This window comes from Inquilinus sp. NPDC058860 (assembly GCF_042743185.1).
GTDB lineage: Bacteria > Pseudomonadota > Alphaproteobacteria > DSM-16000 > Inquilinaceae > Inquilinus.
On the sequence record NZ_JBHYMS010000008.1, the window covers coordinates 92972 to 110615 of the forward strand.

Annotated in this window: 14 protein-coding genes; 10 read left to right on the plus strand and 4 right to left on the minus strand. The window is 70.8% G+C overall.

The genetic code is table 11. The annotated features are described in order from the left end of the window. The first annotated feature begins 20 nt into the window (after positions 1 to 20). Together ACFW16_RS07800 and ACFW16_RS07805 are read left to right on the plus strand one after the other, a co-directional pair. On the plus strand, positions 21 to 944 hold the full coding sequence (locus ACFW16_RS07800; protein WP_380303517.1) for a 3-keto-5-aminohexanoate cleavage protein: 924 nt from the start codon (positions 21 to 23) through the stop codon (positions 942 to 944). Beyond that, complete coding sequence (locus tag ACFW16_RS07805) at positions 934 to 1911, plus strand: L-carnitine dehydrogenase (RefSeq protein ID WP_380303519.1); 978 nt, start codon at positions 934 to 936, stop codon at positions 1909 to 1911. The genes ACFW16_RS07800 and ACFW16_RS07805 overlap by 11 nt, the downstream gene beginning before the upstream one ends. Before the next feature lie 48 nt (positions 1912 to 1959). Here the strand turns inward: ACFW16_RS07805 and ACFW16_RS07810 are convergent, their stop codons facing one another. Both ACFW16_RS07810 and ACFW16_RS07815 read right to left on the minus strand, forming a co-directional pair. Beyond that, positions 1960 to 3063 carry a hypothetical protein gene (locus tag ACFW16_RS07810; RefSeq protein ID WP_380303521.1) on the minus strand — a complete coding sequence of 368 codons (1104 nt, stop codon included), beginning with the start codon at positions 3061 to 3063 and terminating at the stop codon, positions 1960 to 1962. A gap of 77 nt (positions 3064 to 3140) precedes the next feature. After that, positions 3141 to 4079 (minus strand): DMT family transporter, encoded by a 939-nt coding sequence (locus tag ACFW16_RS07815; protein WP_380303523.1) that lies wholly within the window; start codon positions 4077 to 4079, stop codon positions 3141 to 3143. Positions 4080 to 4434: 355 nt separating this feature from the next. Here ACFW16_RS07815 and ACFW16_RS07820 point away from each other — a divergent pair, with 355 nt between their 5' ends. The 4 genes from ACFW16_RS07820 to ACFW16_RS07835 are packed head-to-tail and all read left to right on the plus strand — an operon-like array spanning position 4435 to position 8967. Beyond that, positions 4435 to 5982, plus strand: a complete 1548-nt coding sequence (locus ACFW16_RS07820) for a sugar ABC transporter ATP-binding protein (protein WP_380303525.1) — start codon at positions 4435 to 4437, stop codon at positions 5980 to 5982. Further along, positions 5979 to 6965 carry an ABC transporter permease gene (locus tag ACFW16_RS07825; protein WP_380303527.1) on the plus strand — a complete coding sequence of 329 codons (987 nt, stop codon included), beginning with the start codon at positions 5979 to 5981 and terminating at the stop codon, positions 6963 to 6965. The genes ACFW16_RS07820 and ACFW16_RS07825 overlap by 4 nt, the downstream gene beginning before the upstream one ends. Then, complete coding sequence (locus tag ACFW16_RS07830; RefSeq protein WP_380303529.1) at positions 6962 to 7936, plus strand: ABC transporter permease; 975 nt, start codon at positions 6962 to 6964, stop codon at positions 7934 to 7936. Before ACFW16_RS07825 ends, ACFW16_RS07830 begins: the two co-directional genes overlap by 4 nt. A gap of 29 nt (positions 7937 to 7965) precedes the next feature. Then, positions 7966 to 8967 carry a substrate-binding domain-containing protein gene (locus ACFW16_RS07835; protein WP_380303530.1) on the plus strand — a complete coding sequence of 334 codons (1002 nt, stop codon included), beginning with the start codon at positions 7966 to 7968 and terminating at the stop codon, positions 8965 to 8967. Positions 8968 to 9061: 94 nt separating this feature from the next. Here the strand turns inward: ACFW16_RS07835 and purN are convergent, their stop codons facing one another. After that, entirely contained in the window at positions 9062 to 9667 is a 606-nt protein-coding gene (gene purN / locus ACFW16_RS07840; protein ID WP_380303532.1) for a phosphoribosylglycinamide formyltransferase, read from the minus strand. Continuing rightward, positions 9664 to 10698: a LacI family DNA-binding transcriptional regulator gene (locus ACFW16_RS07845; RefSeq protein ID WP_380303534.1), complete on the minus strand. Its 1035-nt coding sequence runs from the start codon at positions 10696 to 10698 to the stop codon at positions 9664 to 9666. Before ACFW16_RS07845 ends, purN begins: the two co-directional genes overlap by 4 nt. A gap of 150 nt (positions 10699 to 10848) precedes the next feature. Between ACFW16_RS07845 and ACFW16_RS07850 the strand changes: the two genes are divergently transcribed. The 4 genes from ACFW16_RS07850 to ACFW16_RS07865 all read left to right on the plus strand — a co-directional run bounded on the left by ACFW16_RS07850 (position 10849) and on the right by ACFW16_RS07865 (position 17588). Continuing rightward, entirely contained in the window at positions 10849 to 11943 is a 1095-nt protein-coding gene (locus ACFW16_RS07850; RefSeq protein WP_380303536.1) for a hypothetical protein, read from the plus strand. Positions 11944 to 12132: 189 nt separating this feature from the next. Further along, entirely contained in the window at positions 12133 to 13377 is a 1245-nt protein-coding gene (locus ACFW16_RS07855; protein WP_380303538.1) for a glycerate kinase, read from the plus strand. A 182-nt stretch (positions 13378 to 13559) separates the two neighbouring features. Next, the gene (locus tag ACFW16_RS07860; RefSeq protein ID WP_380303540.1) at positions 13560 to 16214 is read left to right on the plus strand and encodes a beta strand repeat-containing protein; all 2655 of its coding nucleotides are present in this window, start codon (positions 13560 to 13562) and stop codon (positions 16212 to 16214) included. Between the two features lie 162 nt (positions 16215 to 16376). Next, positions 16377 to 17588 carry a CHRD domain-containing protein gene (locus ACFW16_RS07865; protein WP_380303542.1) on the plus strand — a complete coding sequence of 404 codons (1212 nt, stop codon included), beginning with the start codon at positions 16377 to 16379 and terminating at the stop codon, positions 17586 to 17588. The last annotated feature ends 56 nt before the right edge of the window (positions 17589 to 17644 follow it).

The following is a 17644-nucleotide window of genomic DNA, read 5'->3' on the forward strand; positions in this document are numbered from 1 at the left end:
AGACGGGGAGGTGGCCGGCGATGGCCTTGCAGACTGACATCAACCGGCGCGTGATCGTGACCTGCGCCGTCACCGGCGCCGGCGACACGGTGGGCAGGCATCCGGCGATCCCGGTGACGCCGCAGCAGATCGCCGATGCGGCGCTGGAGGCGGCGAAGGCCGGCGCCACCGTGGCCCATATCCATGTCCGCAACCCCGAGACCGGCAAGCCCAGCCGCGACCCGGCGCTGTACTGCGAGGTGGTGGACCGCATCCGCTCCAGCGGCGTCGACATCGTCATCAACCTGACCGCCGGCATGGGCGGCGACCTGGTGATCGGCCCCGAGGACAGCCCGACGACATTCGGCCCCGACACCGACCTGGTCGGCGGCATCGACCGGCTGCCGCATGTCGAGCAGCTGCTGCCGGAGATCTGCACCCTCGACTGCGGCTCGCTGAATTTCGGCGACGGCTCGCTGGTCTATGTCTCCACCCCCGACATCCTGCGCCGGCAGGCCAAGCGGATCCAGGAGCTGGGCGTGAAGCCGGAGCTCGAGATCTTCGACACCGGCAACCTGTGGTTCGCGCGGAAGATGGTCGAGGAGGGGCTGCTCGACGCGCCGCCCCTGTTCCAGCTCTGCCTCGGCATTCCCTGGGGCACGCCGCCCGACCCGCGGATGATGCTGGCGATGCGCGACATGCTGCCGGACGGCGCGGTCTGGGCCGGCTTCGCCATCGGCCGGCTGCAGTTGCCCTTCGTCGCCCAGGCGGTGCTGCTGGGTGGCCATGTCCGGGTCGGGCTCGAGGACAACCTCTATCTCGACAAGGGCGTCTTCGCCTCGAACGGCAGCCTGGTCGAGCGGGCGCGGACCATCATCGAGGCGATGGGATCCAAGGTGATGACTCCGGCCGAGGCGCGCAGCCATCTCGGCCTCAAGCTGAAGGGTCAGGCCCATGCCGCGTGAGATCCGCACCCTCGGCGTCGTCGGCGGCGGCGTCATCGGCAGCGGCTGGGCCGCCCGCGCGCTGGCCCGCGGCCTGAACGTCGTCGCCTGGGACCCGTCGCCGACCGGCGAGCAGGCGCTGCGCGACGCCGTCGCCAATGCCTGGCCGGCTTTGACCCGCATGGGTCTGGCCGAAGGCGCCAACCCGGAGCGGCTGGCGGTCCTCGGCTCGGCCGAGTCGGTCGCGGCCGTGGCCGATTTCGTGCAGGAGAGCGCGCCGGAGCGGATCGAGCTGAAGCGCAAGCTGCACCACGCCATGGCGGCGGCCGCGCCGGCCGACGTCATCCTCGGCTCCTCCTCCTCCGGCCTCCTGCCCAGCGAGATCCAGGAGGGCGCGCGGCATCCGCAGCGGATCGTCATCGGCCACCCGTTCAATCCGGTCTATCTGCTGCCGCTGGTCGAGGTGGTGGGAGGCAGGCAGACGGCACCGGAGACGATCAAGACGGCGTCGGCCTTCTACGCCTCGCTCGGCATGAAGCCGCTCTATGTCCGCAACGAGATCGACGGCTACATCGCCGACCGCCTCTTGGAGGCGCTGTGGCGCGAGGCGCTGCACCTGGTCGCCGACGGCATCGCCACGACCAGGGAGATCGACGAGGCGATCTGCTTCGGCGCCGGCATCCGCTGGGCTTTCATGGGCACCAACCTGACCTACCACCTGGCCGGCGGCGAGGGCGGCATGCGGCATATGCTGGAGCAGTTCGGCCCGGCGCTGGAGCTGCCCTGGACCAGGCTGGTGGCGCCGAAGCTGACCGACACCCTGATCGACCGCATGGTCGACGGCACCCGCGAGCAGGCCGGCGGCTGGCCGGTGAAGAAGATCGAGCGCTGGCGCGACGAGCGCATCATCCGGATCCTGCAGGCGCTGGAGGCCGCCGACCGCGAGACCGGCCACCCGACCTACGACCCGCGGCCGGGCTCCGCCTGACTCCGCCCGGCCGGATCCTTCCCCGACCGGGCGGTCTTTCATCCGGGGTCAGCGCAGGCCGGCGCCCGGCTGCCGCAGCCTGGCAAAGGCCGCCTTCAACCGCGCCGCATAGGCCGGGTCGGCCGATGCCGTGGGCGCCGGCGGCCGCCGTCCGGGTGCCGCGGCCGCGATCGCGGCCCGGAGGCGCACGGCCTCGCCCTCGGTCACCGAGGTACCGCCGAGCAGGCCCATATAGGTCTTGGTGTCGTGCTGCTGCAGCACCTCGTCGAGCCAGGGGCCGACCGGGGAACTCGGGTCGGGCGTCAGCCAGGTGCCCGGCAGCGACTGGCTGTCCGGAATGTCGGTGTAGGACACGCCGCAATGCAGCAGCCAGAAATCATAGCCCAGGATCGCGGTGGCGATCGCGACCGGCGCCAGCAGGCCGGGGCCGACATCGGCGTAGATCAGCGGGATCTCGTCCAGGTCGGCCATCGCCTTCGGCACCATGTCGAGCGTGTTGCGGTAGCAGGCCGCCGTCGGGAAGGCGCTGCGGAAGGCCTCGGCGAAGGCCTGGTTGCCTGCGGTCGGCGCCGCGTAGGTGGTGGGCACGATGGCGGGGGACAGGCCCTGCTGCCCCAGCTGCGACTGCAGCCACGGCGCCAGCACGGTGGTGACGCAGCCGCCCAAGCTGTGCCCGGTCACCTGCAGCGGCACCTGCCCGTTGCCGGCGGTGCCGTAGAAGCCGGCCAGGAAGCCGACCAGGGACTGCCCGCCCGCGGTCATGCCGGAGATCCGGGACAGCGCGTCGGCCGTGCCGTCGGCGATCAGCGTGCCCGTCGCGGTCGTCCAGGGCGGCGCCTGCTGGCTGTCGGCGTCGAGGTCCTGGACGATCTGGTTCCACAGCCCCAGCAGCGGGACGTCCCAGTCGGTGCCGCGCACGACGACGGCCAGGGACAGGGTCTGCCCCGACGCGCTGCGAACCGCGACATAGGCCAGGTTGGCCCCGGACGGGTCCTGCGCCGGCCCCCAGGCCAGCGACCAGCTGCCGCCGCCCGATGCCGGCCAGGCCAGCGGGAAGCTGCCCGGGATGGCGGAGGGGTCGAGATAGGAGATCTGGCACAGCTGGAGCAGGCTGATGCTCGCGGCATCAGCCGTTGCAGTTTGAATGGGCATGATCAATTCCTCGAATTAATAATAAAATTAGATAATCTGACAAATATTATTATAGCAGAAGAGAAATGCCTCGAAAGCTATTTCACATGCGCCCGCAGGGTGCGGCCGCGGACGCGCTCGCGGTGCATGATGTAGAGGCTGGAGGCGATGACGATGCCGGCGCCGATCACGACGAAGGGGTCGACGGCATTGCCGAAGAACAGGCTGCCATAGGCCAGCGCCCAGACGATCATGGTGTACTGCATCGGCGCGATGGTGCTGGCCGGCGCCAGCGACAGCGCCCGCACCACCAGGAACTGGGCCGACCCCATCAGGAGGCCGGCGGCGCCGACGCGCAGCAGGTCGAACCAGCTCGGCAGCTCGAACACGAACAGCGCGACCGGCAGGCTGGTCGCCAGCAGCCCCAGCATCACCGCCGTCACCATCACCGCGCGCTGCTCGTCGCGGCTGATCTTGCGCATGATCAGCACGACCCCGGCGCCGGTGAAGACCGAGCCGAGCGCCGAAAGGTGGCCGAGCGTCAGCGTCTCGAAGCCCGGCCGCACCATCACCAGGATACCCAGGAACCCGGCCACCACCGCGGCCCAGCGATGGGCGCGCACCTGCTCGCCCAGGATCGGGATCGACAGGATCGTCACCACCATCGGGGTGCAGAAGGCGATGGCGTAGACATCGGCCAGCGGCAGGGCGGAGAAGGCGTAGAAGCCGAAGATGGTGCCGATCCCGGCCAAGAGGCCGCGCAGCACGATCAGCCGCGGATGCGCCGCCCGCATCCGGCCGAGCCCGCCGTCGCGCCGCAGCATGATCAGGATCGGGATGCAGGCGAAGGCGACCTGCATCGGGATGATCTGGAAGATCGAGTAGCTGGCCGTCAGCCCCTTCACCAGCGCGTCGCTGGACGCGAACATCAGGTTGGCGAAGAGCGAGCAGAGCACGCCGAGCAGCGGCGTCTCGACGCCGGAGGAGGGGAGGGGCGTCGCGGCCGGAGGCGCCGTCGTCGCACGCATGGGGGCCATCGGGACAGTCTCGTCGCCGCGCCGCCAGAGTCGCATGGTCGTCTCGATCCCCTCCGGGGCGGCGGTCTGCCCGTCCTGCCCCGATGGTCAGAGATACGCCTGTGGCCGGAAAACGGGTGGCGAAAGCCGGAAGGGCTGGCATGCGCGCCGGGCGGCCGTCACGGCGTCGGATCGTGGAAACGTTTTAACAAGGGCGATCCGCAGCGATCCTGCAGGCCGACGGAACGAGTGTCCCGGGATGCCGCTGGACGGATGTTGACGTTCACACGGATTCATCCAAACATGGTCAACGGTCTGATGAATAGGCGCCGGCGCGGGGGCATCCCCGCGGGCGAAGAGCGCCGAGGGGAGGGATGTGAGCGCAGCGGAAGTCGCCTGGTCCGATCGGTCCGCCGGAACGCCGGCGGTCATCGCCGCCGAGGGCATCTCGAAATCCTTCGCCGGGGTCGAGGTGCTGCGCGGCATCGACCTCGCCTTGGCCGGCGGCGAGATCCACGCCCTCCTGGGCGAGAACGGCGCCGGCAAATCGACCTTCGCCCGCATCCTCGCCGGGGTGCACCGGCCCAGCGCCGGGCGCCTGCTGCTGCAGGGACGGGCGGTCGAGATCGGCTCGCCGCTCGAGGCGCAGCGCCTGGGCATCACCCTGATCCATCAGGAGCCGATCTCCTTCCCGCATCTGTCGGTGGCGGAGAACCTGTTCATCGGCGGCGGGGGAGGCGGCCCGTTCAGCCGGGTGCGCTGGCGCGGCATGGCGGCCGAGGCCCGGCGGCTGATGGACGATCTCGGCGTCGCCATCGACGTCGGCCGGCCGACCGGCGGCCTGTCGATCGCCGACCAGCAGATGGTCGAGATCGCCCGCGCCCTGGCCGCCGACAGCCGCCTGATCCTGATGGACGAGCCGACGGCGCCCCTGACCCCGCGCGAGGTCGAGACCCTGTTCGCCATCGTCCGCCGGCTGCGCGACGAGGGTCGCGCCGTGGTCTTCATCAGCCATCGGCTGGAGGAGGTGCGGGCGCTGTGCGACCGGGTCACCATCTTCCGCGACGGCGAGCGGGTGGCGACTGCACCGGCCGCCGACCTGCCGGACGGCGAGATCATCCGGCTGATGATCGGCCGGCCGCTCAAGGCCTTCCTGCACAAGGAGAAGGCAGCGATCGGCGAGACCGCGCTGGAGGTCGAGGGGCTGGGCCGCGCCGGCCGTTTCGCCGGCATCGGCTTCACGCTCAGGCGCGGCGAGGTGCTGGGCATGGCCGGTCTGGTCGGCGCCGGCCGCACCGATGTGGCGCGGGCGCTGTTCGGCATCGCCCCGGCGGATCGCGGCCGGATCAAGGTGAAGGGGCGGGAGGTGGCGATCACCGACCCGGCCCGGGCGATCGGCCTCGGCCTCGCCTATGTGCCGGAGGACCGGGCGGCCGCCGGCATCTTCCGGTCGCTGCCGGTCGACCAGAACATCACCGCCGCGGCCCCCGGCCGGATCGCGCGGCGCGGCGTGATCAGCCCGGCGGCGGAGCGGGCGGCGGCGCGCGGCGCGATCGACAAGCTGCGCATCCGCCTGGCCTCGCCGCGCCAGCCGATCGGCGAACTGTCCGGCGGCAACCAGCAGAAGGCGATCCTGGCGCGCTGGCTGATGACCGATCCGGAGATCCTGATCCTCGACGAGCCCACGCGGGGCATCGACATCGGCGTGAAGGCGGAGTTCTACGACATGATCAATGCGCTGGCGGCGGACGGGCGGGCGATCCTGCTGATCTCGTCCGAGTTGCCGGAGTTGCTGACGCTGAGCGACCGCATCCTGGTGATGTCCGAGGGCCGGCTGACCGCCGAGTTCAGCCGCGCCGAGGCGACCCAGGAGGCGATCATGGCGGCCGCCGTCCCTCGCAGCCGGGTGGAGACCGGGACATGACCGCGCTCACCCGCCTGCTCGCCGCGCGGGAGGCCGGCATCGTGGTGATGCTGGTGCTGTTCTACGCCGTGGTCGGCGCCATCGAGCCGCGCTTCCTGACCTGGGAGACGTTCCGCATCGTGCTGCTGGCCATCCCGCTGATCCTGGTCGCGGCGATGGGGCAGATGATGGTGATCCTGGCCCGCCACGTGGATCTCTCGATCGGCTCGGTGCTCGGCTTCGCCGCCATCGCCGTCGGCATGATCTTCCGCGACGTGCCGGACTTCCCGATCTGGCTCGGCTTCCTGCTGGCCGTCGCGATCGGCGCCGGCCTCGGCCTGGTCAACGGCCTCGTCGTCACCCTGTTCGGGCTGCCCTCGATCATCGTCACCCTCGGCACCATGAGCCTGTTCCGCGGGCTGGTCTTCATCCTGTCCGGCGGCCGCCAGGTCGACCCGAACCACATCCCGCCGGGTCTCATCCGCATGGCCCAGACCTCGCCGGTCGGGATCCCCTGGATCGTGCTGATCGCCCTGGCCGTCGCCGTCGCCACCCATCTGGCGCTGCGCCATCTGCGCGTCGGGCGCGAGATCTACGCCATCGGCTCGAACCCGCCGGCGGCGCGGCTGCGCGGCATCCGGGTGGTGCCGGTCACGCTCGCAGTCTTCGCTCTGTCCGGCGCCTGCGCCGGCCTCGCCGGCCTGCTCTACGCCGCCCGCTTCGGCTATGTGAACCCGGGCATCACCGGCGTCGGCTTCGAGCTGACGGTGATCGCCGCCGTGGTCATCGGAGGGGTCAGCATCAATGGCGGCACCGGCAGCGTCGCCGGCACCGCGCTCGGCGTGCTGCTGCTCGGCTCGGTCACCGTGGCGCTGCCGATCCTCGGCATCTCCGGCTTCTGGCAGAACGCGATCTACGGCGCCATCATCATCCTGGCGCTGGTGATCGACCGCTCGGTCCGCGAAGGCGGCTTCGCCCATCTCTGGCGCCGGGGGCCGGCATGACGGTGCTGCCGATGGAACGACCCGCCACCTCCTGGCGCCGCGCCCTGCTGCGGCCGGAGACGATGACCTTCCTGCTGCTGGTCGCCGCCGCGGTCGTCGGCACCCAGCTGTCGCCCTTCTTCGCCGATCTCGGCTTCGTGCTGGAGAGCGCGACCTATTCGATCGAGTTCGGCATCGTCGCCCTGGTCCTGACCATGATCGTGGTCTCGGGCGAGATCGATCTGTCGGTGGCGGCGATGATGGCGCTGTCCACCTGCCTGTTCGCCCTGGCCGCCAAGGCCGGGCTGCCGATGCCGGCGGCCATGAGCTTGGGCGTGCTGGCCGGGGCGGCGATGGGCGGGTTCAACGCGCTCCTGGTCACCTGGCTGCGCCTGCCCTCGATCATCGTCACCATCGGCACCATGACGCTGTATCGCGGCATCGCCCAGATCTTCGCCGGCGACCGCTCGATCGGCGGCTTCCCGGCCTGGTTCGTCGGCATCGACTTCGTCGAGGTCGGCATCGTGCCGGTGCCGGTGATCGTTTTCATCGTGCTGGCGCTGGCGCTGGGCCTGCTGCTCGGCCGCACCGTGCTCGGCCGGCAGATCTACCAGATCGGCACCAGCGAGACGGCGGCGCGGCACGCTGGCATCCGGGTCGACCGCATCAAGTCGATGCTGTTCGTCGCCTCCGGCGTGATCTCGGCCCTGGCCGGGCAGATGATGGCCTCGCGCCTCGGCTCGGTGCGCTACGACCTGGCCGCGGGCGGCGAGCTGCAGATGGTGCTGATCGTGATGCTGGGCGGCACCTCGATCTTCGGCGGCCGCGGCACCATCGCCGGCACCTTCCTGGCGCTGTGGCTTCTGGTGATCATCCAGACCGGCATGACCGTGGCCAACATCGCGATCGAGGCGCAACTGACCGTGCTGGGCCTGCTGCTGATCCTGTCGATCATCGCCTCGAACGCCATCACCGCCGTCCGACGACGCTGACCAGAACACCATCAAACAAGGAGGAAACGATGCCCCGGACCAAGCTTCTCACCGCCCTGGCGGTCGCCGCCGGCCTGTTCGCCGGCTCCGCCCTCGCGGCCGACCCGGTCAAGATCGTGTACATCCCGAAGAACACCGGGAACCCCTATTTCGACAGCATCATCAAGGGCTTCGAGGACGGCTGCAAGGAACTGGGCTGCGAGTTCACCACGGTCGCCCCGGCGACGCCGGAGGCGACTTCGCAGATCCCCTTCGTCACCGCCCAGATCCAGCGCGGCGTCAACGTCATCGCCATCTCGCCGAACAGCCCGGACGCGCTGAACCAGATCTTCGACCGGGCCCGGTCGCGCGGGGTGAAGATCATCGTCGTCAACTCCGACGTGCCGGGCAATGAGGCGCATCGCGACGCCGCCATCCTGCCGGTCGATTTCAGCCAGACCGGGTCGGCCCAGGTCGAGCTGATGGGCTCGATGATCGGCTACAAGGGCGAGGTCGCGATCCTGTCGGCGACCACCGACGCGCCGGACCAGAATGTCTGGATCGCCGACATGAAGAAGGTGCTGGAGGGCGACGCCAAGTACAAGGACATGAAGCTGGTCACTATCGCCTATGGCGACGACGACCCGCAGAAGAGCACGACCGAGACCGAGGCCCTGCTGGCCAACTACCCGAACCTGGCCGGCATCATCTCGCCGACCACGGTCGGCGTCGCCGCCGCGGCCCAGGTGGTGGAGACGGCGGGCAAGGCCGCCAAGGTCAAGGTCACCGGCCTCGGCACCCCGAACCAGATGCGCCGCTTCATCGAGAACGGCACGGTCACGGCGTTCCAGCTGTGGAGCCCGTACAACGAGGGCTGGCTGGCCTCGCATCTCGCGGTCGGGGTGCTGGGCGGCAAGGTCGAGCTGAAGCCGGGCTCCAGCTTCGAGGTGCCGAAGCTGGGCACGATCAAGATCGGCGACAACGCGCAGATCCTGACCCAGTCCCAGCCGACCACCTTCGACAAGAGCAACATCGGCCAGTTCAACTTCTGACGAAGCCAGCCCGTGCGTAGGTTGGGTTCGCCCAGGGGCGAACCCAACAGCCTACCATCCGAAACGATGTTGGGTTCGCTGTCGCGAACCCAACCTACGAAATCGCCAACCGGCCCGCCGCGATGCCCTGCAGCACCTCGACGAAGAAGGCCGGCTCCGCCTCGGCGATGCGCTGCTGCAGTGTCTCGACCGTGTCGCCCGGCAGAACCGGAACCTCGCGCTGCGCCACGACCGGACCATGGTCGTATTCGCCGTCGACGATATGGACCGTCATGCCGCTGACGGTCCGGCCTGCGGCCAGCACCGCAGCGTGTACGTGCCGGCCGTACATGCCCCCGCCGCCGAACTCCGGGAGGAGGGCGGGATGGATGTTCAGGATCCGGCCGCGGTAGCGGTCGAGCGTGAGGGGGCCAACCTTGCGCAGATAGCCCGACAGCACCAGCCATTCGGCGCCTGCCTCTTGCATCTCCCGGCAGATAGCCAAGTCGGCTGCAGCCTCGCCGCCTTCGCTGGTCGCGCTGATGTGGCGGTGCGGGACCCCGGCCGCCTCGGCGAAGCGCAGGGCCGGCGCGTCCCGGTTGTTGCTGACCACGAGGCAGGCCTCGCCTGCCAGCGTGCCGTCGCCGATCGCCCGGACGATCGCCCGCAGGCTGGTGCCGCCATGCGAGGCCAGGAAGCCCAGGCGCAAAGCCGCATTCACCGAGATTTCCCCTTCGGCCGGCCGATCGAGCCGTGCAGCACCACGCTGCTGCCCAGCAGCACCCGGCGCGGTGGGGCGTCGAGGCCGCTCAGCCGCTCCAGCAGCATCCGCGCGGCGGTGGCGCCGACCTCGGCCATGTCGCGGTCGATCACCGTGATCGGCGGGTCGACCAGCTCGGCCAGCACCCGGTCGTCGGCACCGGCCAGCGACAGGTCCCGCGGCACCGCCAGGCCCAGCAGCCGGATCGCGCGCAGGGCGCCCTGGAAGATCTCGTTGCCGCCGGCGATCAGCGCGGTCGGCGGCTTCGGCCCGGTCAAGAGGTCATGCGCTTCGGCCGCGCCGTATTCCGCGGTCTGAGCGCGGGAGCGGATCAGCCGCTCCTCCACCGCCAGCCCGGCCTCGGCCAACGCCTTGCGGAAGGCGTCGGCGCGGGCCCGGCCGGGGCGGATCTTCTCCGACGCCGTGATCAGCGCGATCCGCCGGTGGCCCTGCGCCGCCATCTGCCGCACCAGCGTGTCGATCGGCCGGGCGTGGTCGCTGTAGACCACGTCGGCCGCCACCGGCACGTCGCGGTCCAGGATCACCAGCGGCACGCCGACCCGGCCCAGCCGCTCGATCACCGGCGCATGCGTCTCGTCCGCCAGGGTGACGATCAGCCCGTCCATCTGGCGCTGCTGCGCCGCCTCCAGGAAGGCCAGCTCGCGGGCGGGCGAGCGGTTGGAGGAGACGGCGAACAGCATGTAGCCGGCGGCGGACAGCACCGGCTCCGCCCCGATGGCGACGCGCGAGAACACCGGGTTTGCCATGTCCGGGATCAGGAAGCCGATGGTGCGGGTGCGGCTGGTGCGCATGGTGCGGGCGGCGGCGTTGGGCTGGTAGCCCGTCTCCGCCATCGCCGCCAGCACGCGGGCCCGTGTCGCCTCCGCCACCCGGGCGCTGCCGCCGGCGACGCGCGACACGGTGCCGATCGACACCGAGGCCCGCGCCGCCACGTCGCGGATCGTCGGCCGGCGCGTCGGGAAAACGTTCACAGGGGAGGGCTTCGTGCGATCGGCCATGGCTCGCCGGGATTTTCGCCGGAATCCCCGCCGGCTGCAATCGGCCGATGGTGTTGACGTTTACACGCTCGCACCGTGGCGGCATCGATGCTACCTCGCTGCGAGGCCATCCGGGAGAAGGCGATGATCGAGTTCGGCGTCGATACGGTCCAGATCGTGTTCAACCCGGCGGGCGGGCATCTGCACGATGTCGTGATGCGCTGGCAGGGGCGGGAGATCCGGCCGCTGCACCGGGCGCCCTGGGTCGACAGCGGCGAGGCGCTGCCGGACGACATCCCGCTCGGCCTGCGCAACCTGGCCGGCGACTTCTTCTGCGCCCCCTTCGCCGACAGCGACCTGGACGGCGCCCCCGGCCATGGCTGGACCGCCAACGGCCACTGGACCCTCGACGGCATCGATCGGGAGGCGGGCGGCGTCACCGCACGCTTCACACTGCGGGAGACGGTGTTCGGCGCCACCGTGCGCAAGGCGATCACGCTGCGCCACGGCCAGCCGATCGTCTACCAGCGCCACGTCTTCGAAGGCGGCGCCGGGGCGCTGCCGATGGCGCATCACGCCATGATCCGGGCGCCCGGCGGGGCGGCGCTCAGCTTTTCGCCGAAGGCCTTCGGCACCACCCCGCCGACCCCGGTCGAGCCCGATGCCGCGCGGGGGCGCTCGGCGCTGGCCTATCCGCAGCGCTTCGCCGGGCTCGGCGCCTTACACTTGGCCGACGGGCGCACGGTCGACGCCTCGCGCTACCCCTTCGCCGACAGCCATGAGGACATCGTGCTGCTGGCCGAGGCGCCGGGCTCGCCGCTCGGCTGGTCGGCGGCGCTGGCGGCGCATGAGGGGTTCCTGTTCTTCGGTCTCAAGGACCCGCGCCGCCTGCCGTTCACCATGCTGTGGATGAGCAATGGCGGCCGCGACTATCTGCCCTTCTCCGGCCGGCACCGCCATGTGCTGGGGATCGAGGAGGGCTGCATGTACCTGCATCTCGGCCACCGCGCCTCGATCGGGCCGAACCCGCTGACCGCCGAGGGCTACCCGACCGCGATCGCGCTGGAGCCGGCGGGCCGGGTCGAGATCGCCTACGCCTTCGGCGCTGTCCCGGTCGAGCCGGGCTGGGACCGGGTCGAGGCGATCAGCCACGGCCCCGGCGCGCTGGACCTGCGTATCGCCGGCGGCCCGGCCCTGACGCTGCCCTTCGAGGCGGGGCGGATCGGGCTCACATCGTAGGTTGGGTTCGCTTCGGCGAACCCAACACTGGTTCGGGCTGCACGATGTTGGGTTCGCGGCCGCGAACCCAACCTACTTTTCCGCAGTGTGGAACGATAGCCGGCCGCTCGCTTGCGATTCGCTCTTGAACCGCGGCCGGTCCTCGCCTTCGATGGGCCGCCTGCAGCCGCATCCAGAAAGAAGGGCTTCATGTCCGCGTCCGATCGCGCCGTCCTCGAGGCCCTGTTCCAGGCCGCGCTCAGCGCCGCCTATCCGGAGACGCGGATGCAGCACCTGCTGCCGCAGCCTTCGCAGGGCTGCACCATCGTGCTCGGCGCCGGCAAGGGCGCGGCGCGGATGGCCCGGGCCTTCGAGACGCTGTGGCCGCATCCCTGCGAAGGCCTGGTCGTCACCCGCTACGGCCACGGCACGCCGACCGAGCGGATCGAGGTGGTCGAGGCCGCGCATCCGGTGCCGGACGCCGCCGGCAGCGCCGCCGCCCGGCGCATCCTCGACCTCGCCCGCGCCGCCGGGCCGGACGACCTGGTGGTCTGCCTGATCTCGGGCGGCGCCTCGGCCCTGCTGTCGCTGCCGGCCGACGGGCTGGCCCTGGCCGACAAGCAGGCGGTGAACAAGGCGCTGCTGCGCTCCGGTGCGCCGATCCAGGAGATGAACGCGGTGCGCAAGGCGATGTCCGCGATCAAGGGCGGGCGCCTGGCCGCCGCCGCGGCGCCGGCGCGGGTCGTCACCTATCTGATCTCCGACGTGCCGGGCGACGAGCCGGGCGTGATCGGCTCCGGCCCCACCGTCGCCGGCGGCGCCGACCCGGAGACGGCGCTGGCGATCCTGCGCCGCTACGAGATCTCCGTCCCGCCCGCGGTCGAGCGGGCGATCCGCGCCAACGCCGCGCCGGCCGAGCTGCCGGCTGCCGATCTGCACATGCTGGCGACGCCGCAGATGGCGCTGGAGGCGGCGGCGGCGAAGGCGCGGGAACTGGGCCTGACCCCGGTGATCCTGGGCGACGCGCTGGAGGGCGAGGCGCGCGAGGTCGGCCGGGTCCTGGCCGGCATCGCCGAGCAGGCGCTGCGGCACGGCCAGCCGGCGGCGCGGCCCTGCGTGCTCCTGTCCGGCGGCGAGACCACGGTGACGGTGAGAGGGCAGGGCCGCGGCGGCCGCAATGTCGAGTTCCTGCTGGCCCTGGCGATCCAGCTGCAGGGCCGGCCCGGCATTTCCGCCATCGCCTGCGACACCGATGGCATCGACGGGTCGGAGGACAATGCCGGCGCCTGGGCCGATGCCGGGACGCTGGCGCAGGGCAGGGCGCAGGGGCTCGCGGCAGCCGAGTTCCTGGCGAACAACGACGCCTACAGCTATTTCGCGGCGCTCGACCGGCTGGTGGTGACCGGGCCGACCCTGACCAACGTCAACGACTTCCGCGCCATCCTGGTGCGGTAGCGCCGGCGTGCGGTCCGGGCCGCACGGTCGTTTACGAGGCGCCGCGAGGCCGGCGTGTGAACCGGCGTCCATTATCCATATCATTCCCGTTCGTATAATTTTGTTCTCCTCCTCACCTTCCGATGGCGCTTTTCCGATAAGGCCCGTCATCGGCAACGGATTCGATGGGGAGGTTTTCCGTCATGACCGTCAACGCCAGCTCGCTCACCCGGATCTCGGTCGACAGCAGCGGCACCAGCGCCAACAACATCGCCACCGGCGGCGTGATGTCGGCCGATGGCCGCTATGTCGTGTTCCAGAGCACCGCGACCAACCTGGTCGGCGGTGACGCCAACGGCGTCTTCGACGTCTTCCTGCGCGACACGCTGACCGGCACGACCACGTTGATCTCCACGGCGACCGGCGGGACGCAGGGCAACAACGTCTCCAGCGTTGCCGCGATCACCGATGACGGCCGCTACGTGTTCTTCAACAGCAGCGCGACCAACCTGGTCGGCGGCGACACCAATGCCGGTCTCGACGTCTTCATGCGGGATACGCTGACCGGCGTCACCACCCGGGTCTCGACCACCTCCGCCGGCGGCGAGGCCAACGGCGCGTCGCAGAATGTCGACGTCACCGGCAACGGCGCCTTCATCGGCTTCCAGAGCACCGCGACCAATCTGGTCGCCGGCGACAGCAACGGCTTCAGCGACGCCTTCGTCAAGAACCTGTCGACCGGCGCCGTCACCCGCATCTCGGTGGCGGATGACGAGTCGCAAGGCAACGGCAACTCCCTGGTCACCCGCCTGTCCGACGACGGCAACCGGGCCTCCTTCGTCAGCACCGCCAGCAACCTGACGGCGAACGACAGCAACGGCGCCGTCACCGACGTCTTCGTCCGCGACATCGGCGCCGGCACCACCACCCTGGTCTCGGTCTCGACCGGCGGCGGGTCGGGGGACGGCCAGTCCTCCGGCGCCTCGATCTCCGGCAACGGCCGCTACGTCGTGTTCCAGAGCGACGCCACCAATCTGGTCGCCGGCGACAGCAACGGCGCCACCGACATCTTCGTCCGCGACCTGCAGACCAACACCACCACCCGGGTCTCCACCGCCGGCGACGGCAGCCAGGCCAACGACCTGTCGATCCAGGCCGTGATCTCGGCCGACGGCCGGTATGTCGTCTTCCTCAGCAACGCCAGCAACCTGGTGCAGGGCGACACCAACGGCCTCCGCGACATCTTCCTGAAGGACATGGTGACCGGCACGGTGACGCGCCTGTCCGTCGCCGCCGACGGGTCGCAGTTGAACGACCTTTCGAACACGCCCTCGATCTCGGCCGACGGGCGCACCGTCACCTTCCAGACCCAGGCCACCAACACCGGCGTGGGCGCTGAAGGCAACGGCACCGGCTTCGACGTGTTCCGCATCTCGCTCGTCGCCTCGGCCGGGGCCGACCGGATGCTCGGTTCCGACGGCAACGACACGATCGACGGGCTGGCCGGCGACGACATCCTTCTCGGCGGCTTCGGCAACGACGTGCTCACCGGGGGCGCCGGGGCGGACCAGATCTCCGGCGCCGACGGTACCGATACCGCCAGCTACGCGGCCTCGGCGGCCGGGGTGGTCGTCGATCTCGTCGTGGGAACCGGCACCGGCGGCGACGCCCAGGGCGACACGCTGTCCGGGATCGAGAACCTCACCGGCTCCGCCCACGCGGACCGCCTGTACGGCAACGGCAGCGCCAATTCGCTGGTCGGCGGGGCCGGCGACGATCAGCTTCGCGGCGGGGCCGGCGCCGACATCCTCAACGGCGGCGACGGCTCGGACTTCGCCAACTACCAGGGCTCGGCCGCCGGGGTCGTGGTCAACCTGCTGGCGGACAGCGCCTCGGGCGGCGACGCCCAGGGCGACCAGCTCGACAGCATCGAGAACCTGTACGGGTCGAGCCACGACGACCAGCTGACCGGTGACAACGCCCGCAACATCCTCGGCGGCGAGCTCGGCAACGACACGCTCGCCGGCAATGGCGGCGACGACGTGCTCTCGGGCGAGGCCGGGAACGACACCCTCGACGGCGGCGACGGCAACGACCGGCTCGTCGGCGGGGCGGGCGCCGACATCATCCATGGCGGCATCGGCAACGACTCGGTCGATGCCGGCAGCGAGAACGACCAGGTCTTCGGCGACGCCGGCGACGATGTTCTCCTGGGCGGCACCGGCGACGACCAGCTCGACGGCGGCGCCGGCAACGATCTTCTCGAAGGGGCCGGCGGGGCGGATGTTCTGACCGGCGGCGCCGGCATCGACACGGTGAGCTATGCCGGCTCCTCCGCCGGGGTGACGGTGGACCTGGCCACCGGCGCGGCCTCGGGCGGCGACGCCGCGGGCGACAGCTTCTCCGGGATCGAGCAGCTGCTGGGCTCGGCGTCCAATGATGTGCTGACCGGCGACGTCGGGGCCAACACCCTGTGGGGCATGGCCGGCGACGACGTGCTCACCGGCGGTGCCGGGGCCGATGTGCTGAAGGGCGGGGCCGGCAACGACCGCTTCGTCTACACGGCGATCGGCGACAGCACCGTGGCGGCAGCCGGCCGGGACGTGATCTCGAACTTCGCGGCCGGCGACAAGATCGACCTGTCCGGCATCGACGCGGACGGCAGCAGCGGCAACGGCGACACCGCCTTTACCTTCGGCACCGGCAACTTCACCGGAGTGGCGGGACAACTGCGGGTCGTCGATTTCGGCGACGGCCGCCAGGGCGTCTATCTCGACGTCGACGGCGACAAGACCCAGGATTCGATCATCACCGTCTATTCCGACCACGCCCTCACCGCGTCGGATTTCGTGCTCTGAGTCCCAGGGAGGCGCCGCCGGCCGAGCGGCGCCTCCCTCCCCGTGATGCCCGAATCCGGCGATCTCCCAGCGTGATGCTTCCCGGCCGCGCCTCGAAGCGAAACGGGTGCATCCGTGCGGCCGAACAGTATCCGGGCCACCATGGGAAAGGGGAGATTCGCCATGACCACCACCTTCACCGCGATCCTCGACTCCAGCCAGGAGATCGGGACGGGCAGCACCGAGACCGCGACCGGCACGGCCACGCTCTCGCTGAACACCGCCGGCACGGCCCTGACCTATTCGGTCACGGTCTCCGCCGGCATCGATTTCGGCGAGCTGATCGACGGCACTCCACGGACCGCGGATCCGCTCGACGACGCCGTCCTGATGCACATCCACGCCGCGGCGCGCGGCGTCAATGGCGGGGTCGTGTTCGACATCCTGCCGCTGGGCATGACCGACGATGACGACGACCTGCAGATCGTGGAGAACCCCGACGGCTCGGTCACCATCAGCGGCGTCTGGGAGACCACCGACAGCGATCCGCTGCCGGCCGGCATGGTCACCGCGCTGCAGGCCGGGACCGGGCCGAACGACGCCTCCTTCTACTTCAACATCCACACCGCCCAGTTCGGCGGCGGCGCGATCCGTGGGCAACTGGTCACCCGTGCCGGCGAGAACGCCGACAGCTTTGTCGGCACCGGTGCGGCCGACGTCATCGACGGCTTCGGCGGCGACGACAAGCTGCGCGGGGGCGGCGGGGCCGACAGCCTGACCGGCGGGGCCGGCAACGACCTGCTGGTCGGTGGGGCCGGCGGCGACACCCTCGCCGGCGGCGCCGGTATCGACACCGCGTATTATACCGGCAGCGCGGCCGGGGTGACGGTCGATCTCGGCGCCGGCACGGCCTCGGGCGGCCATGCGACCGGCGACGGCCTGAGCGGCATCGAGCAGCTCTTCGGATCGGGCCTCGCCGACCGGCTGACCGGCAATGCCGGAGCCAACGGGCTGTGGGGCGACGGCGGCAACGACCTGCTGGCCGGGGGCGCGGGGGCCGATACCCTGAAAGGCGGCGCCGGCGCCGACACCTTCGCCTACGCCAGCACGGCCGACAGCACGGTGACGGCCGCGGGTCGCGACACGATCAACGACTTCACCGCCGGCGACAGGATCGACCTGTCGGCGATCGACGCCAACGGCGCCGGGGCGGGCGACGCGGCCTTCACCTTCGGCACCGGCGGTTTCACCGGCGTCGCAGGCCAGCTGCGGGTGGTGGCCTTCCCCAACGGCTACCAGGGCGTCTATCTCGACACCAACGGCGACAAGAACCCGGATTCCATCATCGTCGTCCTCTCCGACCACACCCTGGCGGCAGGCGACTTCGTGCTGTAGCCCGGCGGCAGGGCGTGGGATCAGTCGAGTCCGATCCGCCTCGCGGCGTCCCGAAA